This window comes from Luteimonas sp. MC1750, from assembly GCF_016615955.1.
GTDB lineage: Bacteria > Pseudomonadota > Gammaproteobacteria > Xanthomonadales > Xanthomonadaceae > Luteimonas.
This window is the reverse complement of record NZ_CP067113.1, coordinates 1,387,200-1,410,532: the sequence shown is the minus strand read 5'-3', so window position 1 is coordinate 1,410,532 and position 23,333 is coordinate 1,387,200. Positions and strand designations below refer to the sequence as shown.

At 71.5% G+C, this 23,333-nt stretch carries 19 protein-coding genes; 9 read left to right on the top strand and 10 right to left on the bottom strand.

All coding sequences use genetic code 11. From position 1 onward, the window contains the following. Nucleotides 1–95: 95 nt before the first annotated feature. Nucleotides 96–1,814, top strand: coding sequence for a diguanylate cyclase (locus tag JGR68_RS06630; RefSeq protein ID WP_199362200.1), 1,719 nt, complete (start codon nucleotides 96–98; stop codon nucleotides 1,812–1,814). 7 nt (nucleotides 1,815–1,821) lie between these two features. On the opposite strand, the gene JGR68_RS06625 is transcribed toward JGR68_RS06630, so the two are convergent. Further along, nucleotides 1,822–2,409, bottom strand: a complete 588-nt coding sequence (locus tag JGR68_RS06625) for a DUF998 domain-containing protein (protein ID WP_199362201.1) — start codon at nucleotides 2,407–2,409, stop codon at nucleotides 1,822–1,824. A gap of 142 nt (nucleotides 2,410–2,551) precedes the next feature. Here JGR68_RS06625 and trxA point away from each other — a divergent pair, with 142 nt between their 5' ends. The 3 genes from trxA to JGR68_RS06610 all read left to right on the top strand — a co-directional run bounded on the left by trxA (nucleotide 2,552) and on the right by JGR68_RS06610 (nucleotide 6,055). Next, the gene (gene trxA / locus JGR68_RS06620) at nucleotides 2,552–3,442 is read left to right on the top strand and encodes a thioredoxin (protein WP_199362202.1); all 891 of its coding nucleotides are present in this window, start codon (nucleotides 2,552–2,554) and stop codon (nucleotides 3,440–3,442) included. 3 nt (nucleotides 3,443–3,445) lie between these two features. Next, on the top strand, nucleotides 3,446–3,916 hold the full coding sequence (locus JGR68_RS06615) for a DUF4442 domain-containing protein (protein ID WP_199362203.1): 471 nt from the start codon (nucleotides 3,446–3,448) through the stop codon (nucleotides 3,914–3,916). Between the two features lie 72 nt (nucleotides 3,917–3,988). Next, nucleotides 3,989–6,055: a bifunctional serine/threonine-protein kinase/formylglycine-generating enzyme family protein gene (locus JGR68_RS06610; RefSeq protein WP_199362204.1), complete on the top strand. Its 2,067-nt coding sequence runs from the start codon at nucleotides 3,989–3,991 to the stop codon at nucleotides 6,053–6,055. A gap of 6 nt (nucleotides 6,056–6,061) precedes the next feature. Here the strand turns inward: JGR68_RS06610 and JGR68_RS06605 are convergent, their stop codons facing one another. Continuing rightward, the gene (locus tag JGR68_RS06605; protein WP_199362205.1) at nucleotides 6,062–7,495 is read right to left on the bottom strand and encodes a DEAD/DEAH box helicase; all 1,434 of its coding nucleotides are present in this window, start codon (nucleotides 7,493–7,495) and stop codon (nucleotides 6,062–6,064) included. Nucleotides 7,496–7,896: 401 nt separating this feature from the next. Between JGR68_RS06605 and JGR68_RS06600 the strand changes: the two genes are divergently transcribed. After that, complete coding sequence (locus JGR68_RS06600) at nucleotides 7,897–9,975, top strand: M13-type metalloendopeptidase (protein WP_199362276.1); 2,079 nt, start codon at nucleotides 7,897–7,899, stop codon at nucleotides 9,973–9,975. A 485-nt stretch (nucleotides 9,976–10,460) separates the two neighbouring features. Beyond that, on the top strand, nucleotides 10,461–12,467 hold the full coding sequence (locus tag JGR68_RS06595; protein ID WP_199362206.1) for a M13 family metallopeptidase: 2,007 nt from the start codon (nucleotides 10,461–10,463) through the stop codon (nucleotides 12,465–12,467). Nucleotides 12,468–12,490: 23 nt separating this feature from the next. Here JGR68_RS06595 and JGR68_RS06590 read toward each other — a convergent pair whose 3' ends face one another. After that, the gene (locus JGR68_RS06590) at nucleotides 12,491–13,147 is read right to left on the bottom strand and encodes a rhomboid family intramembrane serine protease (protein ID WP_199362207.1); all 657 of its coding nucleotides are present in this window, start codon (nucleotides 13,145–13,147) and stop codon (nucleotides 12,491–12,493) included. 65 nt (nucleotides 13,148–13,212) lie between these two features. After that, on the bottom strand, nucleotides 13,213–13,545 hold the full coding sequence (locus JGR68_RS06585; protein WP_199362208.1) for an MGMT family protein: 333 nt from the start codon (nucleotides 13,543–13,545) through the stop codon (nucleotides 13,213–13,215). 41 nt (nucleotides 13,546–13,586) lie between these two features. On the opposite strand from JGR68_RS06585, the gene JGR68_RS06580 reads away from it, so the two are divergent. After that, on the top strand, nucleotides 13,587–13,997 hold the full coding sequence (locus JGR68_RS06580) for a hypothetical protein (protein WP_199362209.1): 411 nt from the start codon (nucleotides 13,587–13,589) through the stop codon (nucleotides 13,995–13,997). Nucleotides 13,998–14,028: 31 nt separating this feature from the next. Here JGR68_RS06580 and JGR68_RS06575 read toward each other — a convergent pair whose 3' ends face one another. Genes JGR68_RS06575 through JGR68_RS06565 form a run of 3 tightly spaced genes read right to left on the bottom strand, consistent with a single transcriptional unit; the run spans nucleotide 14,029 to nucleotide 17,180 of the window. Next, nucleotides 14,029–15,387 carry a hypothetical protein gene (locus tag JGR68_RS06575; protein WP_199362210.1) on the bottom strand — a complete coding sequence of 453 codons (1,359 nt, stop codon included), beginning with the start codon at nucleotides 15,385–15,387 and terminating at the stop codon, nucleotides 14,029–14,031. A gap of 28 nt (nucleotides 15,388–15,415) precedes the next feature. Beyond that, nucleotides 15,416–16,543: an inorganic phosphate transporter gene (locus tag JGR68_RS06570; RefSeq protein WP_199362211.1), complete on the bottom strand. Its 1,128-nt coding sequence runs from the start codon at nucleotides 16,541–16,543 to the stop codon at nucleotides 15,416–15,418. Between the two features lie 10 nt (nucleotides 16,544–16,553). Beyond that, the gene (locus tag JGR68_RS06565) at nucleotides 16,554–17,180 is read right to left on the bottom strand and encodes a DUF47 family protein (protein ID WP_199362212.1); all 627 of its coding nucleotides are present in this window, start codon (nucleotides 17,178–17,180) and stop codon (nucleotides 16,554–16,556) included. A 274-nt stretch (nucleotides 17,181–17,454) separates the two neighbouring features. Between JGR68_RS06565 and JGR68_RS06560 the strand changes: the two genes are divergently transcribed. Then, on the top strand, nucleotides 17,455–18,762 hold the full coding sequence (locus tag JGR68_RS06560) for a hemolysin family protein (RefSeq protein WP_199362213.1): 1,308 nt from the start codon (nucleotides 17,455–17,457) through the stop codon (nucleotides 18,760–18,762). Beyond that, entirely contained in the window at nucleotides 18,755–19,384 is a 630-nt protein-coding gene (locus JGR68_RS06555) for an exopolysaccharide biosynthesis protein (RefSeq protein WP_234446614.1), read from the top strand. The genes JGR68_RS06560 and JGR68_RS06555 overlap by 8 nt, the downstream gene beginning before the upstream one ends. 16 nt (nucleotides 19,385–19,400) lie before the next feature. On the opposite strand, the gene JGR68_RS06550 is transcribed toward JGR68_RS06555, so the two are convergent. The 3 genes from JGR68_RS06550 to JGR68_RS06540 all read right to left on the bottom strand — a co-directional run bounded on the left by JGR68_RS06550 (nucleotide 19,401) and on the right by JGR68_RS06540 (nucleotide 23,297). Next, nucleotides 19,401–21,530 (bottom strand): GGDEF domain-containing phosphodiesterase, encoded by a 2,130-nt coding sequence (locus JGR68_RS06550; protein WP_199362215.1) that lies wholly within the window; start codon nucleotides 21,528–21,530, stop codon nucleotides 19,401–19,403. Then, nucleotides 21,527–22,459, bottom strand: a complete 933-nt coding sequence (locus JGR68_RS06545; RefSeq protein ID WP_199362216.1) for a phosphate/phosphite/phosphonate ABC transporter substrate-binding protein — start codon at nucleotides 22,457–22,459, stop codon at nucleotides 21,527–21,529. Before JGR68_RS06545 ends, JGR68_RS06550 begins: the two co-directional genes overlap by 4 nt. Nucleotides 22,460–22,529: 70 nt before the next feature. Next, on the bottom strand, nucleotides 22,530–23,297 hold the full coding sequence (locus JGR68_RS06540) for an RNA methyltransferase (RefSeq protein WP_199362217.1): 768 nt from the start codon (nucleotides 23,295–23,297) through the stop codon (nucleotides 22,530–22,532). Nucleotides 23,298–23,333 lie beyond the last annotated feature (36 nt).

The window sequence follows — 23,333 nt, the reverse complement described above, 5'->3', positions numbered from 1 at the left end:
TCGTGGTTGCCGCGGAAAGTGGGCTGCCAAGCCTACCGCAGTGGCGCCGGCAGCCGCCACGCGGCGCCTACGCCGGCCTGCCCTATCATGGCGGCATGACGTCGACGTCCCGGCTCCGCCCCTATCGCCTGGCCGCCGCCGTGGCGGCGCTGTTGCTGCTGGTGGCGGTGGCCGCGGTGACCGTCTTCGGCGTCCGCCTGCTCACCGAAAGCAACCGCTGGGTCGAGCACAGCCATCGCGTGATCGGGCAGCTCGAAAGCAGCCAGTGGCTGCTGGCAGCCACCCAGGCCGCCGGCCGCGGCTACCGGCTCACCGGGCACCCGTCGCTGCGCAGCGAGTTCGACCGCGCGGGTCCGCAGGCCGTGGCCGCCGCGCGCGAGCTGGCCCGGATCACCCGCGACAACCCCGCGCAGCACGCGCGGGCCAAGGTCCTGCTGCAGCAGTCGACCGAGCAGGTCCGGCGGATGCAGGAACTGGCCGACATCCAGGATCGCGACGGTCCGCAGGCCGCCGTCGCGGCCATGCGGGTCAACGAGATGGTCGAGCGCATGCACGGCGTCAACGCCGCGAGCGAAGCGCTGCGCGCGGAGGAGCTGCGCCTGCTCGAGGAGCGACGGGCCACCAACGCGCGCCACTCCAACCTGCTGCTCGGGTTCGTGCTGCTGAGCCTGGCGATCTCGCTGGCGACGTTCTGGACCCTGCTGGTGAGCCTGTCGCGCGAGAACTCGCGCAATCGCAAGCTGGAGCGCGAGACCCGCGGTGCGCTGGATGACCTGAAGCGCGCCCAGACCATGACCGAACGCCTGTCGGCGCAGCGCTGGGCGCTGAGCGAGTACACCGGGATGCTGCAGAGCGCGCAGAACCTCGACGAGGCGATGGAGCTCACCTCGCGCACCTTCGAACGCCTGCTGCCCCACCTGGGCGGCCAGTGCTACCTGGGGCGCGGGTCGCGCGACCTGCTCGAGAGCCGCTCCAGCTTCGGCCGACCGGCGATCGCCAGCGCCGACGTGCTCGCGCCGGCCGAGTGCTGGGCGCTGCGCCGCGGCCAGCCGCACCACAACCAGGCCGGCGCCGGCGTGCGCTGCGCCCACGTCGACCATGGTGCCTCGATGGCCGGGCTGTCCACCCTGTGCATCCCGCTTTCGGCGCAGGGCGAAACGCTGGGCATGCTCCACGCCAGCGGCCCCGCCGACGGCGGAGAAGGCGACAACGACGCGGTGATCATCGAGCTCCTGGGCGAACAGCTCGCGCTCGCCATCGCCAACCTGCGATTGCGCGAGACGCTGCGCCAGCAGTCGCTGCGCGACCCGCTGACCGGCCTTTTCAACCGGCGCTACTTCGAGGAAAGCCTGCGCCGCGAGATGCTGCGCTGCGAGCGGCGGCGCCTGCCGCTGGCGCTGACGGTGATCGACATCGACCAGTTCAAGTCCTTCAACGACAACCAGGGCCACAGCGCCGGCGACGCCGTGCTGGCCCAGGTCGGCCGCTGCATCGCCTCGCTGGTGCGCGCGGAGGACATGGCCTGCCGCTACGGTGGCGAGGAGTTCACCATCGTCATGCCCGAAACCGACCTCGAAAGCGCGCTGGCGCGCGCCGAAGCGATCCGCCGGGCGGTGTCGCAGCAGACCATCTCGCACAACGGACGCACGCTGGGCCCGGTCACGGTTTCGATGGGCGTGGCGGTCTTCCCGCAGGACGGCGTGACCCCGGAGCTGCTGTTCGAGGTGGCGGACGCGGCGCTTTACCGCGCCAAGGCGGAAGGCCGCGACCGCGTGCTGCACGCCGACGCCGACGCGGTCGTGCCCGCCCGCTGAGCCGCGTTCACCCGGTCGCGGGCGCTCCGGACCGCCCCGTCCAGGCCACCCACGCGAGCCACGCGAACCACGCCGCGAAGGCCAGGCGCTGCGCCAGCGCCACCGGCACCAGCTCGGCCGCCAGCCAGCCCAGGGCGAACACCAGCAGGCCAGCGCCCAGGTGCGCGAGTGCCGCAGGCACGCGTCGGTGGCGGGCCGCGGCAGCGGCCAGCGCGAACGCCGACGCCGCGAAGGCGAGGCCCCACAGCGCCCACGCCACCCCGTGCAGGCGCCCGCGTCCCGCGTCCGGCGCCGATGCGTCCAGCGGCAACAGGCCCTGTGCTGCAAAGGCGAGCGCCGCCAGCAGGGCCAGGCTCCAGCCCATGCGCTCGGCGTAGCTTCCGCCGAGCACGAGCCGTGCGCGCAGCCGCAGCGCGACGAAGGCCGCGAGCAGCCCCGGCAGCAGATAGGCCAGCACGTTGAATGCACTGGCGCGGGGCACCCCCGACGCGCCCAGCAGCGCGACCGGCCAGGCGCGGTGGTCGTAGCCTTCGAGCGCGGCACCGAAACCCGCGAGCGCGCCGGCGAAGCACAGCGCCGCGGCGACGCCCGCCACGCGCACCGCCCTGTCCCGTCCCCCCGGAGATGTTCCTGCCATGCGCCGCCACGTCCCGGGGAAAGCGCGCATCCTGGCCCCGCCGGCTTGCAAACGGCAAGCACTGGCACAATCTCATGCTTCCCGCATACCGGATCGCGCAATGTCCTCCACGCACGCCACGACCCATGTCTTCGACGCCACCGCCGACACCTTCGAGGCCGACGTCCTCGACCGCTCGATGCAGGTGCCGGTCCTGATCGATTTCTGGGCCGAATGGTGCGGACCCTGCAAGACCGTCGGCCCGATCCTCGAGAAGCTGGCGGCCGACTACAACGGTGCCTTCGTGCTCGCCAAGATCGACGTCGACCGCGAACAGCAGCTCGCCGGCGCGTTCCAGATCCGCTCGATCCCGACCATCATCCTGGTCAAGGACGGGCAGCCGGTGGACGGCTTTCCCGGCGCGATGCCCGAGGGCCAGCTGCGCGAGTTCCTGGCCGGCCACGGCATCGTCCCGGCCGATGCGCCGGCGGCCATCGAAGAGGCTGCGGCGCCGGACGCCGACGCTGCCGCGCCGGTGGATCCGCAGGCCGAAGTCGCCCGCCTGCGCGACGTGATCGCGGCCGCGCCGGAAGACGATGCGCTGCGGCTCGACCTGGCGGTCGCCCTGCTCGCCATCGGCGAGACCACCGAGGCCGGTGCGCTGCTGGATGCCCTGCCCGCCAACCTCGCCACCGACGACCGCGCGCTGCGTGCCCGCGCCGCCCTCGGCTTCGCGGCGCTGCTGGGCGACGCGCCGCAGGCCCCGGCCCTCGAAGCCACGCTCGCCGCGGACCCGGCCGACCTGCGCGCGCGCCACCTGCTGGGCGCCCGGCACATGGTCGAGGGCCACCACGAGGCGGCGCTGGAGCAGTTCATGGAGATGCTGCGCCAGGACCGTGGCTACCAGGACGGCCTGCCGCGCAAGGCGCTGATCGAGGCCTTCCGGGTGATCGAGGACGCGGACCTGGTGTCGCGCTACCGCAGGCAGATGTCGGCGCTGCTGCTGTCCTGACCGGTGCGCGCCTCGATCCTGCGCCACGGCATGAACGCGTGGCCGCCGTTCCTGTTCGCCGGCATCCACATCACCGCGCTGTCCGACGACTTCCGCCATGCCCGCGTGGAATTGCGCCGGCGCTGGTACAACCGCAACTACGTCGGCACCCACTTCGGCGGCAGCCTGTTCGCCATGACCGATCCGTTCTGGATGCTGCTGACGATGCGGGCGCTGGGCCGCGACTACCACGTCTGGGACCAGGCCGCGGAGATCCGTTTCCTCAAACCGGGCCGCGGAACCGTGCACGCGCGCTTCGACCTCGATGACGGCGTACTCGATGCCATCCGCGCGGCCACGGCGGACGGCACCAAGCACCTGCACTGGTTCGAGACTCCGGTCGTGGACGACGCCGGCGAGACGGTCGCCGCCGTGCGCAAGCAGGTCTACGTGCGCCGCAAGCCCGCGGCGCGCGACGGAAGCGCCGGCGCGTGACGGACGTCGCAACCGCCTTCATCACATCCCTGCACGGGAGGGCTATCCTCCCTTGCGCCTAGGGGGGCCGGCATGACGCACGACAATCCAAGCAGCACCGCCGAGCCGATGCCGGAGATCCGCGGCTACCGGCTGACGCGCGTCGTCGGCATCGGCGGCATGTCCACCATCTATCTCGGCGAGCAGCTCTCGCTCGGCCGCGAAGTCGCGATCAAGGTGATGCTGCCCGAAGCCCTGTCCGACGAGGTCAGCCGCCGGCGCTTCGAGAACGAGGCGCGCACCGTTGCCCGCCTCGACCATCCCAACATCGTCGGCATCCACGACGTCGGCCGCACCCGCGACGGCCTGCCCTACTACGCGATGCCCTACCTGCCGCGCGGCCACCTCGCCCAGCGCGACCTGCGCGGCGACGAACAGGCGGTGCGCGGCATCCTGCGCAGCCTGCTCTCCGCGCTGCAGTACGCACACGCGCGCGGCATCGTGCACCGCGACGTCAAGGCCGAGAACGTGCTGTTCGACGACGGCGGCCGGCCGCTCCTGGCCGACTTCGGCATCGCGCTGCGTCGCGGCTACGGGTCGCGCGTGACCACCGCCGGCCTGGCGGTCGGCAGCACCGCGTACATGCCGCCGGAACAGGCCCGCGGCGAAGGCGTCGACGCGCGCGCCGACCTGTACAGCGTGGGCGTGCTGGCCTGGGAAATGCTGGTCGGCTCGTTGCCGTACAACGCCGCCGACGCGCTGTCGATGGCGGTGATGCACGTCCAGGACCCGATCCCGCGCCTGCCCGCCGGGCTGCGCCACTGGCAGCCCTTCATCGACCGCGCGCTGGCCAAGTCGCCGGCCCGGCGCTTCGCCGATGCGGCGCAGATGCTCGACGCACTGGAGCACGTGCCGGCCCGCGCCCACGGCGGGCTGCGTGGCGTCCTTGACGGCCTGGGCGGGCGCATGCGCGCGGTCCCCCCCACCGGCTGGGCAGCCGTGGGCGTGCTCGCGGCGGGCACGATCGCCGCCGGCATGTGGCTGGACGGTCGCGACGCCTCGCATGCCTTCTACCGCGCGTCCGATGGCGCCGGCCAGCCCGCGCTGGTGGCACCCGGCGACGCGAGCGGCTCGCTGCTGTCGCCGCAGGCCGCGACGCCGGGCAGCCCGGACGATGCGATGCTGCGCGCCGCGCCGGCTTCGGACGCCGAACGCTGGCTGGTGAGCGCCGAGCGCCAGCTGGCCGCCGGACGGCTGACCGCGCCCGCCGGCGACAACGCCTATACCAGCCTGCTCAACGCCTGGCAGGCCGACGCCGGCCACCTGCGGCTGGGACCGGCGATCGACGCACTCATCAAGGCCCTGGGTGCCACCGCCGAACGCGCGTTCGCCCGCGGCGAGACCGACGCCGCGCGCACCGCGGTCATGCAGGCCAGCCAGCTGGCATCGCGCACCTCGCGCGCCGACGGCGACGCGTTGCGCGGCGCGATGGCCGGCGTGGGCAAGGTGGTGGCGACGCAGGTGGAGCGCGCCGCCGCGAAGTACGACCGCGCCGAAGCGCTGGACGCGGTCGAGGCTGGCAAGCGCATGGGTCTGGATGCGGCGATGCTCGCCAAGCTGGATCGTCGCGCACGCACCATTCCCCTCCCCGGCGAGCGCCTGGGCGGAAACGGCGTGGACATGGTCCTGGTGCAGCAGGGCGGGATGCGCCTGGGCACGATGCGGCGGCTGGTCAGCCGGAACGAATTCGCGGCCTTTGCCGATGCGACCGGGCGCGAGCCGGCCCGCTGCCGCGAGCGCGCGTCGCTGCTGCGCGTGGTCGCGCCGCGGAACTGGCGCAGCCCGGGCTTCGAGCAGAAGGGTGGCGACCCGGTGGTCTGCGTGTCATGGGACGACGCGCGCGCCTATGCCCAGTGGCTGGGCCAGCGCGAGGGCCAGGTCTATCGCCTGGCCACGTCCTCGGAATGGGCACGCCTGCCCTCGTCGGGCGGCGCGCGCCGCCTTGCGGAATGGAACGTCGACTGCAGCGGAAAATGCGAGCTGCGCGTCGCCAACGGCAGCAGCTGGCGCGACGACTCCGCCGCGCCGGCTGCCCGCGAAGCCGACCGCGGCTTCGACGACGTCGGCTTCCGCCTGGTCCGCGACCTGGCCGCGGACTGACCGGCCTCAGGCGGACGAGCCGCCCTGGCTGCCGCGACGGCCACGGCCGCCACGGCTGCGCTCACTTGCCGCCTTGGGGCCCGCATGCGCCTGCGCAGCCGTCGGCTGCACCTTGCCGTGGCCACCCTGGCGGTGCGCCGGGCGGGCGGGAGCCCGGCTCGGACGCTGCTCGCCGGCACGCTGGTCACCGGCCGCCTGCGGCGGACCGCGGCGCTGGCCACCCGCACGCTGGCCGGCCGGACGCTGCCCGCGCCCACCCTGCGGCGGCATCGGCGCATCCAGCCGGATCGGACGGCTCGGCTCGTAGCCGGGCACCACGTCCATCCGGATCTCGCCCTTGAGCATCTTCTGGATCTGGTTGAGCAGCGCGCCCTCTTCCGGTGACACCAGCGACAGGGCCTCGCCCGTGGCGCCGGCGCGGCCGGTGCGACCGATCCGGTGCACATAGTCCTCGGCCACCATCGGCAGGTCGTGGTTGATCACCAGCGGCAGGTTCGGGATGTCGAGCCCGCGCGCGGCGACGTCGGTCGCGACCAAGATCCGGGCGCGCCCGGACTTGAACGCGTCCAGCGCCTTCTGCCGCTGCGCCTGGCTCTTGTTGCCGTGGATCGCCACCGCCGGCAGGCCGGACTTCTCGAGCTGCTCGGCCAGGCGGTTGCAGCCGTGCTTGGTCTTGCCGAACACCAGCACCTGGTCGGTGTGGCGCTTGGACAGGATGTCGACCAGCAGGTCGCGCTTGCTGGCCGAATCGACCGGATGCGCGCGGTGCACGATGGTCTCGGCGATGGTGTTCTGCGCCGCCACCTCGACCTGCTTCGGCGACTGCATGTAATCCAGCGCCAGCGCCTTGATGCGCGACTCGAACGTGGCCGAGAACAGCAGCGTCTGGCGCGACTTCGGCACCCGGCCCATGATCCGCTTCATCTGCGGCAGGAAGCCCATGTCCAGCATGCGGTCGGCCTCGTCGAGCACCAGCACCTCGACCGCGTCGAGCTTGGCGTGGCCGGCGTCCATGTGGTCGATCAGGCGGCCCGGGCAGGCGACGAGGATGTCGACGCCGCGGCGCAGGTTGTCGATCTGCGGCTGCATGCCGGCGCCGCCGAAGATGGTGGTGACGTTCAGGCGCAGGTGGCGGCCGTACTCCTTCAGGCTGTCGGCGACCTGCACCGCCAGCTCGCGGGTCGGCACCAGCACCAGGGCGCGCGGCTTGCGCGGGCCCTTGGGCGGGGTTTCCTTCGACAGGCGCTGCAGCATCGGCATGCCGAAGGCGGCGGTCTTGCCGGTGCCGGTCTGGGCGGCGCCCAGCACGTCATGGCCGGCCAGGATCAGCGGGATGGCCTGTTCCTGGATCGGGGTGGGAACGGTGTAGCCGCTCGTTTCGAGCGTGCGCAGCAGCGCGGACGAGAGCCCGAGGGCCTCGAAGGTCCGGGTATCGGACATGGATTGAACTCCTGGTTCGCAGCTTGCCCGGCGCTTTCCGTGAACCGCGCGGCGGGCAATGGATTAGACGGCTGCCGGAGATGTCCGGGCCGTGTCTGCGCGACGAGAGACGTGCGGGAGTTAAAGGGCCGGGGCGCCTTGCGGGGCCGCGGCTGGGCAATGACCGGATAACGGGCTGCCGTGCGCCAACCGGAGCATCATACGTGAACGCGCCTGAATCCGACACCTGGCCCCGGCGCAGCGGGGCGACCCGTGCGCATGACCTTCTGCACCCTGCGCCAGCCGCGGCGCAGGCGTACATTCGGTCCCCGGCCGCCCCACCTGGGGCGGCCGTTCCCTATTCCCATGCCCGCAAGGGCGGAGTCCGCATGAGTCACGCTTCCAAGTCCGCACCGAAGTTCCTGCTGCTGTCCCTGGCGATCGCCGGCGCCGTCGCCGGCTGCCAGCGCGACCCCGCCCCCGCCACCACCGTGCCCGAGGGCGCCGCGCCCGAGGCCCCGGCCTTCACCCTCGACGAGTCGACCCTGCCGGGCGTGAACAGCTTCAAGGCCGCCGACTTCGACGCCAACGGCAATGCCTGCACCGACTTCGGCGCCTACGTCAACGGCACATGGCTGGCCGCGAACCCGGTGCCGGGCGACCGCACCTCCTGGGGCGCGTTCGAGATGCTCGACGAGCGCTCGCAGGCGATCCAGCGCCAGCTGGCCGAACACGCGGCCGCGGTCGAGGGCGCGACCGGCGTCGAGAAGATCGTCGGCGACCTCTGGGCCTCGGGCACCAATGCCGAGGCGATCAACGCCCAGGGCCTCGCGCCGCTGGAGCCCGAGCTGGCCGCCATCGCCGGCCTGGACGCACCGGAGAAGATCGCCGACTACCTGCGCGCCAGCGCGGCCAAGGGCCAGTTCACCGTGTTCGGCTTTGGCCCCGAGGCCGACTTCATGGATTCGTCCATGAACATCGCCTACGCATTCCCGGCCGGCCTGGGCCTGCCCGACAAGACCTACTACTTCGACGCCGACAAGAAGGACAAGCTCGAGGCCTACCAGGCGCATGTCGCCAAGGTGCTCGAGCTGTCGGGCGTGCCGGCCGCCGACGCGGCCACCCAGGCCGCCGACGTGGTCGCGTTCGAGACCCGCCTGGCCAAGGTGTCGAAGTCCAGCGAGGAGATGTCGCGCGACGTCGGCCTGTTCTACAACCCGGTCAGCCTGGCCGACGCCGACAAGCTCGCCCCCAACTTCACCTGGACCCGGTTCTTCGAGTCGCAGGGCCTGGCCGCGCCGGAGAAGTTCTCGCTGGCGATCCCGGCCTTCCACGCCGAGGTGAGCACGATGCTCGGCGACGTCGCCCCGGCGACCTGGCAGTCCTACCTGCGCTTCCACACCGTCGACAGCGCCTCGCCCTTCCTGGCCGACGCCTTCGCCGAGGAGAACTTCAACTTCTACCAGGCCACCCTGCGTGGGCAGAAGGAGCAGAAGGAGCGCGGCAAGCGCGTGCTCGACACGATCACCCGCCAGACCGGCGAGGCCCTGGGCCAGATGTACGTGGACGTCGCGTTCACGCCCGAGGCCAAGGAGCGCATGGAGACCCTGGTCGGGAACCTCAGCCAGGCGCTCAAGGCGCGCATCGAGAACCTCGACTGGATGTCCGCCGAGACCAAGGCCAAGGCGATGGAGAAGTGGGCCAGCTTCACGCCCAAGATCGGCTATCCGGACAAGTGGCGTGACTGGTCCGGCCTGGCGACGTCGCGCGACAGCTACATCGGCAACCTGCTGGCCGCCAACGCCTTCAACTACAAGTGGATGCTGGGCAAGATCGGCAAGCCGGTCGACAAGACCGAGTGGGCGATGCCGCCGCAGATGGTCAACGCCTACTACAACCCGCTGGCCAACGAGATCGTGTTCCCGGCCGCCATCCTGCAGCCGCCGTTCTTCGACGCCAACGCCGACGACCCGCTCAACTACGGCGGCATCGGCGCGGTGATCGGCCACGAGATGACCCATGGCTACGACGACCAGGGCAGCCGCTTCGATGCCACCGGCAAGTTCCAGAACTGGTGGACCGAGGCCGACTCCAAGGGCTTCATGGGGCGCACCGACAAGCTGATCGCACAGTTCAACGGCTACGAGGCGGCGCCCGGGTTGATGGTCAACGGCAAGCTGACGCTGGGCGAGAACATCGCCGACCTCGGCGGCCTGGCCACGGCCTACGACGCGATGAAGAAGGCGACCGAAGGCAGCGAGGATCCGATGGTCGAAGGCCTGTCGCGCGACCAGCGCTTCTTCGCCAACTGGGCGACGGTGTGGCGCCGCAACTTCACCGGCGAGGAGCTGAAGGTGCGCATCGCCACCGATCCGCACGCCCCGGCGAACTTCCGCGCCATCGGCGCGCCGTCGAACCTGCCGGCGTTCGCGACGGCGTTCCAGTGCAAGCCGGGCGATGCGATGGTGCGCGAGGGTGATGCCCAGGTCGTGATCTGGTAAGTCGGCGTCACTCTGTTCCACCCACGGGCCCGGCATATGCCGGGCCTTTTTTTGGTTCTTCTCTCAAGTGCTTGATTCGTCTCTGAAGTGAGGAAAGCGCGCGCATGCAGGTTCCGCGGCGCTTCGACGCATGGCCTGCTGCCGCTCATGTCCCCCGGTGCCGGCCCGGAGGGCCGGCACCTCCTCCTTGACTTCCCGTCAGCAGGCCACGCGCCAAAGCGATGCGGGGGCTGCGGGCGCTCTGCACGAGAGCCAAAACCGCATGCCGCGCTGATCATGTGCCCTGCGTCCTGCGTCCGGCGGCAGAACTGATCCGGACCGTTGTGCGCACACACCCTGCGCCCGCGGCGGGCAGCGAGGACCTGCCAGCCGCGGACAGCACGCGTATTCACGAAGCTCCCCAGCGCATGCCGGCACTGACCATCGTGACCTCGGTAGAGCAGCCGGCTTGCTAGACTCCCGCGGTCATTTCGCCGGACTCCCTCATGCCCAAGCACGCCCCCCTCGCCCTCGCGCTCAGCGCAAGCCTCGTCCTCGCCATGGTGGCCGCGGACGCCAATGCCCAGCGCCGCGGCGCCGCGCGCGCGCCGGCGGGTCCGACCGCCTGTGGCGACTTCTACGCCTTCACCAACAAGGACTGGGTGGCCGCCAATCCGGTGCCGGAGGCGGGCGCGGTCTCGGCGCTGGGCGAGCTGCAGGCACGCGTGCTGGAGCAGCAGCGCGAGCTGCTGTCCACGGCGATGAACGCACCGCAGGGCGGCGTGCAGACGCTCCTCGGCGACTTCTGGGCCAGCGGCCTGGACGAGGCCGCGGTGGAGGCCGACGGCTCCAACCCGATCGCCCCGCTGCTCGACCGCATCAACGGCATCCGCCGCGCCAAGGACATCCCGCCGTCGATCGCCGCCCTGCACCAGGTCGGCATTCCGGTGGTCTTCAACTTCAGCGCCGACCTCGACCTCGCCGACCTCGACCGCCACATCGGCTACTTCGCCCAGGGCGGCACCGGCCTGCCCGACCCGGCCTACTACACCCGCGAAGACGCGGCCGCGCGCGAAATCCTCGGCCTCTACAACGCCTACGTCCGCCGCATCCTGGCCCTGACCGGCACCGCCGAGGCCGACCTCGAGGCCGAGTCGCAGCTGGTGATCGACCTCGAGACGCGCATCGCCCGCGCATCGCGCCCGGTCGCCGACCTGCGTGACCCGCGCCGCAACTACGCCCTGGTCCCGACTGCCGACCTGGGCAAGGCCTACAAGCGCCTGCAGCTCGACGCGTTCCTCGCCGCCCAGGCGGTGACCGACGACAGCGTCTCGATCGCCAACCCGGAACTCTTCGCCGCCCTCGACGGCCTGGTCGGCAGCCTCAAGCCGGCGCAGTGGAAGACCTACCTGCGCTTCCATGTCGGCGATGCGATGGCGCCCTACCTGTCCAAGGGCTTCCGCGACGCCGCCTTCGACTTCCGCGGCCGCGTGCTGCGCGGCGAGTCCGCGCAGCCGTCGCGCGAGCACCTGGTGCTGCACGCGATCAACCACGCCGCCGGGCAGATGGTCGCGCGCGAATACGTCGGCCGCCACCTGCCGGACGCCAACCGCAGCCGCGCCCAGACCATTGCCGTGCAGGTGCGCGACGCCCTGAAGCGCTCGGTCGGACGCGCCGCGTGGATGGACGACGCCACGCGTGCCGGCGCCATCGCCAAGCTCGACGCGCTCAGGATCGAGATCGGCGCCCCGGTGCGCGACATCGACTACACCGTGCAGCCGATGGGCCGCGGCAGCTTCGGCGGCAACATGCTGATCGCCTCGACCTGGCAGCACCGCGAGGAGATGAAGCGCATCGGCCGTGGCAACGCCCAGCGCCGCTGGCCGCTGCAGCCGCAGGAGCCCGCGCTGGCCTACGACGCCGCGCACAACCGCCTGCTGGTGTCGGCCGCGGTGCTGCAGGCGCCGGTGCTGGACATGTCCCGGGACGGCGCCGCGCACTACGGCAGCTTCGGTGCCATGGTCGCGCACGAGCTCAGCCACGCCATCGACGGCAAGGGCCGCCACCTCGACGCCCGCGGCGAGATCCGCGACTGGTGGACGCCGGGCACCGCCACCGCCTGGACCGACCGCCTGAACGCGCTGTCCGCGCAGTACGGCAACTACGACTACCCGGGCCTTACCGGCCGCAAGCTCAACGCCAGCCTGACCGGCGAGGAGAACGCCGCCGACCTGGCCGCGGTCGAGATCGCCTGGGACGCCTTCAGCCAGGCGCAGCCGGAAGCCGCGAAGGAAGGCCGACAGGCCTTCTTCGCCGCGTGGTCGGGGCTGTGGCGCGAACAGGTGTCGCCGGTGGTCGCCGAGCAGCGCGCCGGCACCGCGCTGCAGGCGCCGGGCCAGTGGCGCAGCAACGGGCCGCTGTCCAACCTGCCCGCCTTCAGCGAGGTCTACGGCTGCAAGGCCGGCAACGCCATGTTCCGCAAGGACGAGGAGCGCGTCAGCCTCTGGCGCTGACGCCCGGCAGGCGCGGGCGCGGCCTAGAAGTGCCGCGCCCGCGTCGGGCCGCGACGGAACGGCGGCTGGCCGCGCCAGTAGCGGATCAGCAGCCAGCCGAACAGCATGCCGCCGAGGTGTGCGAAGTGGGCCACGCCGGACTGGGTGCCGGTGATCCCGAGGTAGAGCTCGACCACGCCGTAGACGATGGCCAGCGTGCGCGCCTTCATCGGGATCGGCGGGATCAGCAGCATCACCCGCTGGTGCGGGAACAGCATGCCGTAGGCCAGCAGCAGGCCGAACACGCCGCCCGAGGCACCCACCGTCGGATACGGCAGGCCGCCTTCCAGCACCGCCCAGCTGGCCACGCCCAGCTGGCACAGGCCGGCGCCGGCCACGCAGACCAGGAAATAGGTCAGGAAGCGCTTCTGCCCCCAGACGTACTCGAGCTGGGCGCCGAACATCACCAGCGCCAGCATGTTGAACAGCAGGTGTGCGAGGTTGCCGTGCAGGAAGCCATAGCTCAGCAGCTGCCAGGGCAGGAAGCCCGGGACGCCGGCGGCCTGGGCATAGGCATCCATCCCCATCGGCCACAGCATCAGTGGCGCGAACAGCGCGCTGCCGAGCAGCTTCTGCAGCAGGAACACGCCGGCGTTGGCGATCAGCAGCGCCTTGGTGACGGGGGGGAGATTGGTCAGCATTCGGGGTCCTCGCGGGCAACCCCCATGATACCGGTTGGGCCGCAGGCGCCCGTCGTCGCGGGCGCTCAGCCGGGACCCCAGACCTCGCTGTCGAGCGAACGCGCGGGACGCGCCGTGCGCACGCGTCCGGCGACCACCTCCACGCCCTCCGCGCGCAGGCGTCGCGCCTGCTCGCGCCACGGGTCCGAGTCCGGCGGGAAGGCGATCCGCCCGTCGCTGCGCAGGACCCGATGCCAGGGCAGCGCGGGGTCCTCATTGGCCGCCAGCAGCTTCGCCACCCAGCGCGCCCGCCCCGGCAGCCCGGCGCGGCGCGCGACCTCGCCGTAACCGGCGACTTCGCCGCGCGGAATGCCGCGCACGGCGGCGAGGATGCGCTCTGCAGGGTCGACCGGAGCCATTGCGCTAGGATAGCGACACGTCCCGACGCGGGGGTTCCGCCATGCAGAACTTCGAACAGGTCCGCCGCCATCTCGGCAGCAACGGCTTCCGCACCACCGTCAGCGAGGCCTTCGTGGTCGGCGTCGAGCTGAGCCTGGACGCGGGCCGCCGCCACCAGTCGATCTTCCTGTCCGAACTCCAGGACGATGACGGCCGCTGCTACCTGCGGGTCAGCACCGCGGTGGCGCCGATCACCGGCGTCGACGCCCGCCGCGCCCTCGCCTACAACTGGGACAGCCGCGTCGGCTACCTGGCCATCGGCCAGCTCGATGGCGTGCCCTACCTGCAGCTGTGCGAGAACCGGCCCTACGACGGCCTGGACGCGGCCGAGGTCGGGCGCCTGGTGCTGGAGATCGGCGGCATGGGCGACCGCCTGGAGCGCGTGCTCAGCGCCGACGGCGACCTGCTCTGACACCCGCGTCGGGCCTGCCCGGCGGCGCGGCTCATTTGCACTCGAACAGCGCGATGGTCGCGGCGTCGGCAGGCGTCGGGTCGAAGATCACGTTCTGCCGACCGACGAAGCCCGCCGCCAGCACCATGGCGACGAATGCGAGCGCAGGCACGGCCAGCGACCGGCGCGACAGGTTCCACTGGCGGTCGCGAAGGCCGACCCCGGCGACCACGGCCAGTGCGAGCAGCAGCGGCAGCATCGGGAGCGTGAAGCGAAGCTCCACCGCCGAAGGCAGGGTCACCGCCGCCCATGCCGTGAACACCAGCGCCGGCATCCAGCGCGGGCCGAGCCTGGTGGCCTGCGCCAACCGGGTCCATCGCAGGTAGAGCCACATGCCGGACAGGCCGGCGAGCAGCAGGCCGATGGACAGCAGCCGGAACAGCCACTGCAGCGGTGGGTCGCGGTCCCGGACGTAGGCCGGCAGGAAGTCGAAGTCGAAGGCACCGACCAGCTTCAGCGCCAGCGTGCCGGCGCCGCGCGCGGGATGGCGCAGGTACCAGCCCAGTCCGTCCACGTCTCCGGCCGTCCCGGTCGCCAGCGGGTTCGGGTAGAACATGCGCGGATCGTCTTCGGGCACCGGGCTGGTGCCGTACTTGAGGTTGGTGATCCCCCAGATGATCTGGCCCGCGCGGAGGTCGCCGACCGGCAGCGGCGTCGCGCGGTCGAAGTGCAGCTGGTTGATCGCGACCTGGGGGCCCAGCGCGAGGAAGGGCATCAGCAGCGCCAGCACGACCGCTCCCAGCCCCTCGCGCCAGCCCCTGCGGGCGGCGAAGGCAACCAGAGGCGTGAGCAGCACCAGGTAGACATAGGCCGGCCGGATGGCGCAGGCGGCGCCCGCCATGGCGCCGGCCAGCGCGATCCATGCCCAGCGGTACCGTCCGGGTCGCGCGCCCGAAACCATCGCCGCCAGCCAGACATTGAAACAGGCGAGCGCGGCGCCGTCGGTCAGCGACACGCCGACATAGGGCAGCACGAAGGGATTGCAGGCCAGGAGCGCGAACAGCAGCAGGGCCGGGGCGGGCCTCCCGACGAAGACGCGCGCGCCCAGCAGCGCGCACGAGCCCAGGTGGAGGATGAACTGCAGGACGAACAGCAGCGGCGCCGCCCCCAGCGCCAGGGTTGCCGACAGCTGCAGCACCAGCATCAGCATGGCCGGGTAAAGCCAGGTCCGCATGTTCGCGGCGTGGTGCCCCGCGAAGATCCCGCCCTCCGCGTAGACACCGGCGATGCGCCAGTAGGCTCGCGCGTCGTGGCAGACCGGATGCACATGCACCTCCAGGTAGAAGACCGACGCGATCGCCAGCGCGAGCAGGACGACCGCGGCGACGATCCAGCCCGCGTGGATGCGCATCACCCCGCCACGCGGGACCGCGCGCCGCCTACAGCCACCCGAGCCAGCCCAGCAGCCAGTACAGCCCGTACGCGATGCCGCCCGACATCGGGATGGTCAGGATCCAGGCGCCGATCATCTTCTCGACCACCGTCCAGCGGATGGCATTGAGCCGCTTGGCCGTGCCCACGCCCATGATCGCCGAGGAGATGTTGTGCGTGGTCGACACCGGGATGCCCAGCGACGAAGCCGCCAGGATCACCGAGGCCGCACTGGTCTCGGCCGCGAAGCCGTGGATCGGGTGCAGCTTGACCAGCTTGTGGCCCAGCGTCTTGATGATCCGCCAGCCGCCGGCGGCGGTCCCCGCGGCCATCACCAGCGCGCAGCTGATCTTGATCCAGGTGTCGATGTCGCCTTCGGCCAGGGCGCCTTCGGACGGGTGCAGGAAGGCCAGCCACGGCGGCAACGCGTCGAGCGTGCCCGCCGACTGCGCGCTGACCAGCGCCAGGGCGATGATGCCCATGGTCTTCTGCGCATCGTTCATGCCGTGCGCGAAGCCCATGCCGGCGGCGCTGACGATCTGCGCCTTGCCGAAGAATCCGTTGACCCAGCGCGGCCGTGCGATGCGCGCCAGCACCCCGCCACTGCGCGCCATCATCGAGATGACGAAGAACAGCACGCCCATCATCAGGAAGCCCGCGGCGAAGCCGAGCACCGGCGAGCTGACCATCGGCACGATCACCTTCCACAGCACGCCGGCGCTGTTGTAGACCGGCTCGGCCGGCTGCGACCAGATGATCGAGTCCCAGTTGTTGGAGGTCGCCGCCAGCGCGGCGCCGATCAGGCCGCCGATCAGCGCGTGCGAGGACGAGGACGGCAGGCCGAACCACCAGGTGATCAGGTTCCAGGTGATGCCGCCCAGCAGCGCGCACAGGATCAGCTGCGAGCCCACCTCGACCACGCCGGCGTCGATCAGGCCGGACGCGATCGTCTTGGCCACCGCGGTCCCCGCGAGCGCGCCGATCAGGTTCATGCCCGCGGCCAGGCCCACCGCCTGCATCGGCGACAGCACCTTGGTCGCGACCACGGTGGCGATCGAGTTCGCGGTGTCATGGAAGCCGTTGATGTACTCGAACGTCAGCGCGACCAGGATGACCACCAGCACCAGGGTAAGCATGGTGCCGGCCTCAGCTGTTCTTGAGCACGATTTCGTAGGCCACGACGCCCGCCTCGCGGCAGCGGTCGATGGCCTTCTCGAGGATCTCGAAGAACTCCTTGAGCAGGAACATCTCGCGCGCGTCGAGCTTGCCGGAGTAGATGTCGCGATACAGCTCGAGCATCAGCCGGTCGGCCTCGTTCTCCAGCGCGCGCAGCTCGTCGTTGAGCGCCTTCATCGGCTCCAGCTTCAGGTGGCGCAGCTGCCGGACCATCTTCACCACGACGCCGGCGGCCTGTTCCAGCATCGCCGCGCGCGGCGCGAAGTCGATGTGCTCGAGGTGCGCGGTCGCCAGCGCGTAGCGGTCGGCGAACTTCTCGATCTGCTTGGGGATCTTGTACAGCGCCGAGCCCAGCGCCTCGATGTCCTCGCGCTCGATCGGCGTGATGAAGCTGTCGACCAGGGCCTGGCTGATCTTGTTCGAGGCCTCGCGTTCGCGCAGGCGCGCGAGCTTGAAGGCATCCAGCGCCGGCTGGCGGTCGGCCTCGCGCAGCATCACGTGGAGCGCGGTGGCGGCGTCCAGCGCGGCCTGGGCGGCCTCCTCGAGCAGCGTGTAGAACTGCTTGCCTTGGCCGAACATGGTCTGCAGGGAAAACATGGCGCGTCGCCTCTTCCGCGGGGGGCTGGGGAACTGCCCGGGATCGCGGGCCGCGGAATTATGACGGTATCGTGACCATCCGCCCAGCCCGCGCCACTCATCGGGACGCCGCGGCGGACTGGTATGATCCCGCCGTGCGCGCTGCGCACCCCGCCCCGGAACACCATGGACGACGACCCTAGATCCCCGCAGCGCCGCCTGCACCCCCGCTGCGCCGCGCTGCCCCCCCGGTTACACCCGCTTCCGGCCCGACGGGCCAAGGACGCCGGTCGCGATGATTGAGCTGATCGTCGTCATGGCGCTGATCGCGCTCAACGGCTTCTTCGCCATGTCGGAGATGGCCCTGGTCACCTCGCGCCTGCCGCGCCTGCGGCAGATGGCCGAGACCAGCCGTGGCGCCCGCGCCGCGGTCAAGCTGGCCGAACACCCCGACAACCTGCTGTCCACGGTGCAGATCGGCATCACCCTGATCGGCGTGCTGACCGGCCTGCTCGGTGGCGAGGCCATCGGCCTGCTGGTCGCGGACTGGATCGACGACGTCGTCCCGGCGGCCGCCGAGTACGCGCGCCCGATCGGGCTGGGCACCGCGGTCGGCCTGATCACCGCCGGATCGGTGATCTTCGGCGAGCTCATCCCCAAGCGGCTGGCGCTGACCAATGCCGAGACCATCGCCAGCATGGTCGCGCTGCCGCTGGAGTTCCTGGCCACGGCGGCCAAGCCGGTGGTCTGGCTGCTCGGCGCGATCAACCGCGGCGTGCTGCGCCTGCTGGGCATCCGCGACGACGAGCGCGGCGCGATCTCCGAGGAGGAGATCCGCATGCTGGTCAGCGAAGGCCATGCCCAAGGCGTGATCGATGCCGACGAGCGCAACATGATGCACCGGGTGATGGCGCTCGGCGACCGCCAGGCCGAGAGCCTGATGACGCCGCGCACCCGCATCGCCTGGCTCGACGCCGCCGAGACGCTGGACGAGAACCTGGCCACGATGCGCGAGACGCCCTTCTCGCGCTATCCGGTGTATCGCGGCAGCGACGCCGAAGTGGTCGGCATCCTCGAGGTGAAGTCGCTGATCGACCGGCTGCGTACCGGTGACTTCGACCTGTTCGAGCAGCTGCGCGAGCCGCTGTTCGTGTCCGAGTCGACACCGGCGATGAAGCTGGTCGAGATCCTGCGCGAGGAACAGCAGTCGCTGGCCCTGGTGGTCGACGAATACGGCGACGTCACCGGGATCATCAGCGTCAACGACGTGCTCGAGGCGGTCATCGGCCGCACCTCGAGCGGCGAAGGCGCGGATGCCCATCCGCTGGTGGTCGAGCGCGACGACGGCTCGCTCCTGGTCGATGGCGCGCTGGGCGCGGACTCGCTGCGCGAACTCCTCGACGGCAAGGCCCTGCCCGACGGCGACGACCGCGACTACAACACCGCCGCCGGCATGACCATCGCCCACTTCGGCCGCATCCCGAGCGTCGGCGAGCACTTCGAATGGGCCGGCTGGCGCATCGAGGTCGTCGACCTCGACGGTCCCCGCATCGACAAGCTGCTGCTGCAGCGGATCGATGCCGCGTCCGTCGGCGATGGCTGAGCCCCACGCGCCGCCGCCGCGCGCCACCGCGCGCGCGGTGCTGGCCGCGCTGGCGGCGGGTCCGGCCGACGACGTCGTGACCCTGAGTTCGATGCTGGAAGGCCTGGGCGGCAGCCTGTTCGGCATGCTGCTGTTCATCGCCACCCTGCCCGCCTTCCTGCCGATCCCCGGCGTCGCCGGTGCGCTCAGCGGACCGCTGGTGATCCTGGTCGGACTGCAGCTGCTGGTGCTGATGCGCCGCCCCTGGCTTCCGCGCGTGGTCGCCCGGCGGGGTCCCAGGCGCGGCACGCTGGCACGCTTCGAGCACCGGATCTCGCCGTGGCTTGCGCGCCTGGAGCGCCTGGTGCGACCGCGGCTGCCGGGGATGATCGACCACCCCGCCGCGACCTTCTTCACCGGCCTGCTGCTGGTGCTGCTGGGCGTGCTGCTGGCGCTGCCGATCCCGTTCACCAACTACGTCTTCGGCGTGCTGCTGCTGGGCTATGCCTTCGCCCTGCTGGAGCGCGATGGCGCGCTGATGCTGGTGGTCTGGGGCGCCGGGCTGGTGGCGATCGCGGCCTTCGGCGCCGCCGGCGGCACGCTGGGCGCGCTGGCGGTGGACTGGATCACGCCCGGCCGCTGAGGCCCGCCACGTCGCCTCAGCCCAGCAGGCCGCGGAAGTCGTGTCCGGTCATCGGGTGGCCCAGCCAGTAGCCCTGGGCCAGGTCGCAGCCACGCTCGCGCAGCACGTCGTACTGGCCTTCCTTCTCCACGCCCTCGGCCACCACGGTGATGCCCAGCGAGTGCGCCATGGCGATGATCGCCGTGGTCAGCGCCAGGTCGTCGGGATCGCGCAGCACGTCGGCGATGAAGCTGCGGTCGATCTTGACGCCGTCCACCGGCACCCGCCTCAGGTGGCTCAGGCCGGAGAAGCCGGTGCCGAAGTCGTCCAGCCAGACCTTGACGCCGGCATCGCGCAATCGCGCCAGGAGGCTGCTCACGCGCAGCTCGTCGCCGATCACCGCGGTCTCGGTCAGCTCGACGTGCAGGCAGGCCGCCGGCAGCCCGATGTCCTCGAGCACCTCGTCGACGACCGTCGCCAGGTCGCCGTTGCGCAGCTGGCGCGGCGAGACGTTGACCGAGACGAAGAGTTCGCAGCCGGGAAAGTCGCGGCGCCACTGCATGGCATCGGCACACGCCGCGCGCAGCACCTGCGGGCCGATGGTCTCGATCAGGCCGCTCTGCTCGGCCACGTCGATGAACACCGAAGGCGCCACCGCGCCGTACTCGGGATGCTGCCAGCGCAGCAGCGCCTCGGCGCCGACCAGCCGGCGGTCTTCGAGCCGGTACACCGGCTGGTAGGCCAGGCTGAGTTCGCCGCGCTCCCAGGCGCCGCGCAGGTCCTGCTCCATCCGCACCCTGCGCTCCACCGCCTGGTCCATCGCCCGGCTGTAGAAGCGGTGGCAGTTCTTGCCGGCGACCTTCGCCTGGTACATCGCGATGTCGCCGTTCTTCATCAGCATCGTGGCGCCCACCGCGTCGTCGGGGAACACGGTCACGCCGATCGAGGTGCCCAGGAACACCTGCCGGCCTCCGACCACGATCGGCCGGCTGAGCTCGGCCACCAGGGTCTCGGCCAGGTGGCCGGCCACCTCGCGGATCGGGTCGGACGCGTCGACGTCGGACTCCACCAGGATCACGAACTCGTCGCCGCCGAAGCGCGCCAGCACCGCGCCCTCCCCGCCCAGGCGGTCCACCTGCTCGGAGATGCGGTTGGCGAACTGCACCAGCACTTCGTCGCCGGCGTCGTGTCCCAGGGTGTCGTTGACGCGCTTGAAGTCGTCGATGTCGGCGAACAGCAGCGCGAGCTGACGGCCGGCGCCGTGCAGCTCCATCAGCCTGCGGTCCAGCGCCTCGCGGAACGCGAGCCGGTTGCCGAGCCCGGTGAGCGCATCGGTGTAGGCCATGCGCCGCATGTCGCGGTCGTGGCGGGCGATGCTTTCGCGCATGCGACCGAAGGCACGCACCAGGTCGCCGACCTCGTCGCTGCGGCGGCTGTCGGGCATGCCGGCCACGAAGTTGCCGCCCTCGATCTGGCGCGCGGCATCGGCCAGCTCGCGCACCGGGCGCACGAGGGTGCGCTGCACCAGCATGCCCAGCCCCACCGCCAGCAGGACCAGGCCGGCCATCAGGGTGGCGATCCAGCCGGCGTGGCGCTGCCCGATCGCGGTCAGGCGCGCGCCCATGCCGGCGGTGGCCCGGCGCTCGTCGTCGATCACCGAGGCCAGCGAGTAGCCCAGCCGCAGCCCGCCGAGGCGCACGTCGCCGATGTACAACGGCACCGCGACGTCGAGCACCTCGTCGCTGGCCTGGATGTGCGGCGCGCGCGCGGTCACCACCTCGAAGGCCATCGGGTCGTCCATCACCTGGCCGTAGGTGCGGATGTCGCGCGAGCCGTCGTGGATCACCGCGCCGTCGTTGTCGTAGACCAGGGCATAGGCGACGTCCGGCTGGCGCAGTGCGGCGCGCAGCAGGCTTCCGATCTCGTCCAGGTCGAAGTAGTACAGCGGGTTGACCAGGCCGCGGGCGGTCTCGACCGCCGCGGCTTCCGAGCGTTCGGCCAGGCGGTCGAAGGCCAGCGCGTGCATCGACTCGCGGCCGAGGTCGAGCACTTCGCTGCGCATCACTTCCTGGCGGTGCAGGACCACCGCCACGACCGCCAGCACCGCAAGAACGGCGAGCACCAGGGAGGCGAGGAAGCGGGCATACAGTCCGCCGCCCGCCCTCATTCGACCACCTTGCCGACGTTGGCCACGCCCGCGCGCAGCAGGTCCAGCGCGCGCGCCGTCTCGGCGTCGATCGGCAGGAAGCGCGTGGTGCCGAAGAAGCGCTGCAGGGCCTCGCTGGCCGCGGGGTCGTTGGCCGCGCCGGCCAGCACCTCGCGCAGCCGCGCGGCGATCGCCGGCTCGAGGTCGCCGCGCACCATCTCCAGCCCGCGCGGAAAGGCGGCGGTGGAGTGGAACACGACGAGGTCGCGGCGGTAGCTCTCGGGCATCCGCTGCACGCTCTCCCAGTCGAGGTTGCTGAAGGCGCCGGCGTCGACCAGGCCCTTGTGCACCCAGGTGGAGATGTTGAGCTCGGAGCGCGCGAACAGGTAGCCGATCGAGCCTTCCGCCGGCCGGTCGGTCGGCGACAGCAGGATCTCGAGCTCCAGTCCGCGGCCGATCAGGGTCATTGCCGGCACGAAGTAGGCACTCGTCGAGCTGGGATTCTGGAACGCGATGCTGCGCCCGCGCAGGTCGGCCAGCCCGGCGATGCCGCTGTCACGGCGCGCGATGAACACCGTGTGGTACGCGCCGACGCCGTCGCGCTCGGTCAGCAGCAATGGCGTGGCACCGGCGCGCGTCTGCAGCGCCATCGCGCTGCCCGAGGTCTCGGTGACCCAGTCCACGCGGCCGCGGCGCAGATAGCTCTCCATCTGCTTGCTGTCGCGCGCCATCAGCACGCGGCCCTCGCGGATGCCGACATCGGCCATGCGCGGCACCACGTAGTCGAGAAGCTGGCGCAGCTGGTCGTAGTGCGCGGCGGGATCGTCGCTGATCCGCCCGAGCACCAGCACCCCCGGCTCGGCGGCCGCCACGGGGGCACCGAGTGCCGGGACACAGAAGGCGAGCGATGCAGCCATCGCGAGCAGGAGCTGGCGGAGGCGGCGGGGCATCTTGCGTGTGCTCGCACCGTGCAGGCGGGGAATGCCGCAGGTTAGCCGAAAACATGACCGCCAGCACATATCAATCCGGGTCCCGGGCCGCCAGCCTCGCCATGCGCTGGGCGTCCGCAAGCACCCCGCGCAACAGGCGCACCTCGCGTTCGTCCAGGTCGCAGCGCAGGAAGATCCGGCGCAGCTTGCGCATCGCCGACTCGGGTGCCCGGCCCTTGTGGAAGTCGATCACGTCGAGGGTCTCGCCGAGCTGGTCGAAGAAGCCCTCGAGCTGGGCATGGCTTGCCGGCGCCTCGCGGTGGCCGTCGCCGCCGCCGGTCGGCAGCCCGGCGCGCTCCAGGGTCGCCACCCGCAGCTCGTAGGCGAGTACCTGCACCGCCGCGGCCAGGTTCAGCGAGCTGTAGCCCGGATTGGCCGGGATATGCACCGCCGCGTGGCAGAGCTGCAGCTCGTCGTTCTCGAGCCCGGTGCGCTCGCGGCCGAAGACCAGGGCCACGGGCGCACCCGGCAGCGCCGCATCGAGCAGGCGCGCCGCGCCCGCGCGCGGCGACAGCTCCTCGAGCTGGATCCGTCGGCTGCGCGCGGTGCAGCCCAGCACCAGGCTGCAGTCGGCGACCGCCTCGGCAAGGCTGGCGACGATCGTCGCGTTCTCCAGCACATCGTCGGCACCGGCCGCCATCGCCACGGCGTCGGCGTGCGGAAAGCGCTCCGGCGCGACCAGCACCAGCCGCTCGAGGGCCATGGTCTTGATGGCGCGGGCAGCCGAGCCGATGTTGCCCGGATGCGACGTGCCGACGAGGACGATGCGGACTTCGCCCGCTGGCTGGACGGTGTTCATGGGCGCGAATGGTAAACTGTGCGGCGGCCTCGAGCC

What these genes read in the sequence shown, in the direction of transcription:
- JGR68_RS06570 (WP_199362211.1), bottom strand. Translation starts at nt 16,543, where the DNA reads ATGCTTACCCTGGTGCTGGTGGTCATCCTGGTCGCGCTGACGTTCGAG.
- JGR68_RS06585 (WP_199362208.1), bottom strand. Translation starts at nt 13,545, where the DNA reads ATGGCTCCGGTCGACCCTGCAGAGCGCATCCTCGCCGCCGTGCGCGGC.
- JGR68_RS06540 (WP_199362217.1), bottom strand. Translation starts at nt 23,297, where the DNA reads ATGAACACCGTCCAGCCAGCGGGCGAAGTCCGCATCGTCCTCGTCGGC.
- JGR68_RS06560 (WP_199362213.1), top strand. Translation starts at nt 17,455, where the DNA reads ATGATTGAGCTGATCGTCGTCATGGCGCTGATCGCGCTCAACGGCTTC.
- JGR68_RS06550 (WP_199362215.1), bottom strand. Translation starts at nt 21,530, where the DNA reads ATGAGGGCGGGCGGCGGACTGTATGCCCGCTTCCTCGCCTCCCTGGTG.
- JGR68_RS06630 (WP_199362200.1), top strand. Translation starts at nt 96, where the DNA reads ATGACGTCGACGTCCCGGCTCCGCCCCTATCGCCTGGCCGCCGCCGTG.
- JGR68_RS06580 (WP_199362209.1), top strand. Translation starts at nt 13,587, where the DNA reads ATGCAGAACTTCGAACAGGTCCGCCGCCATCTCGGCAGCAACGGCTTC.
- JGR68_RS06595 (WP_199362206.1), top strand. Translation starts at nt 10,461, where the DNA reads ATGCCCAAGCACGCCCCCCTCGCCCTCGCGCTCAGCGCAAGCCTCGTC.
- JGR68_RS06565 (WP_199362212.1), bottom strand. Translation starts at nt 17,180, where the DNA reads ATGTTTTCCCTGCAGACCATGTTCGGCCAAGGCAAGCAGTTCTACACG.
- JGR68_RS06555 (WP_234446614.1), top strand. Translation starts at nt 18,755, where the DNA reads ATGGCTGAGCCCCACGCGCCGCCGCCGCGCGCCACCGCGCGCGCGGTG.
- JGR68_RS06545 (WP_199362216.1), bottom strand. Translation starts at nt 22,459, where the DNA reads ATGCCCCGCCGCCTCCGCCAGCTCCTGCTCGCGATGGCTGCATCGCTC.
- JGR68_RS06575 (WP_199362210.1), bottom strand. Translation starts at nt 15,387, where the DNA reads ATGCGCATCCACGCGGGCTGGATCGTCGCCGCGGTCGTCCTGCTCGCG.
- JGR68_RS06605 (WP_199362205.1), bottom strand. Translation starts at nt 7,495, where the DNA reads ATGTCCGATACCCGGACCTTCGAGGCCCTCGGGCTCTCGTCCGCGCTG.
- JGR68_RS06610 (WP_199362204.1), top strand. Translation starts at nt 3,989, where the DNA reads ATGACGCACGACAATCCAAGCAGCACCGCCGAGCCGATGCCGGAGATC.
- JGR68_RS06590 (WP_199362207.1), bottom strand. Translation starts at nt 13,147, where the DNA reads ATGCTGACCAATCTCCCCCCCGTCACCAAGGCGCTGCTGATCGCCAAC.
- trxA (WP_199362202.1), top strand. Translation starts at nt 2,552, where the DNA reads ATGTCCTCCACGCACGCCACGACCCATGTCTTCGACGCCACCGCCGAC.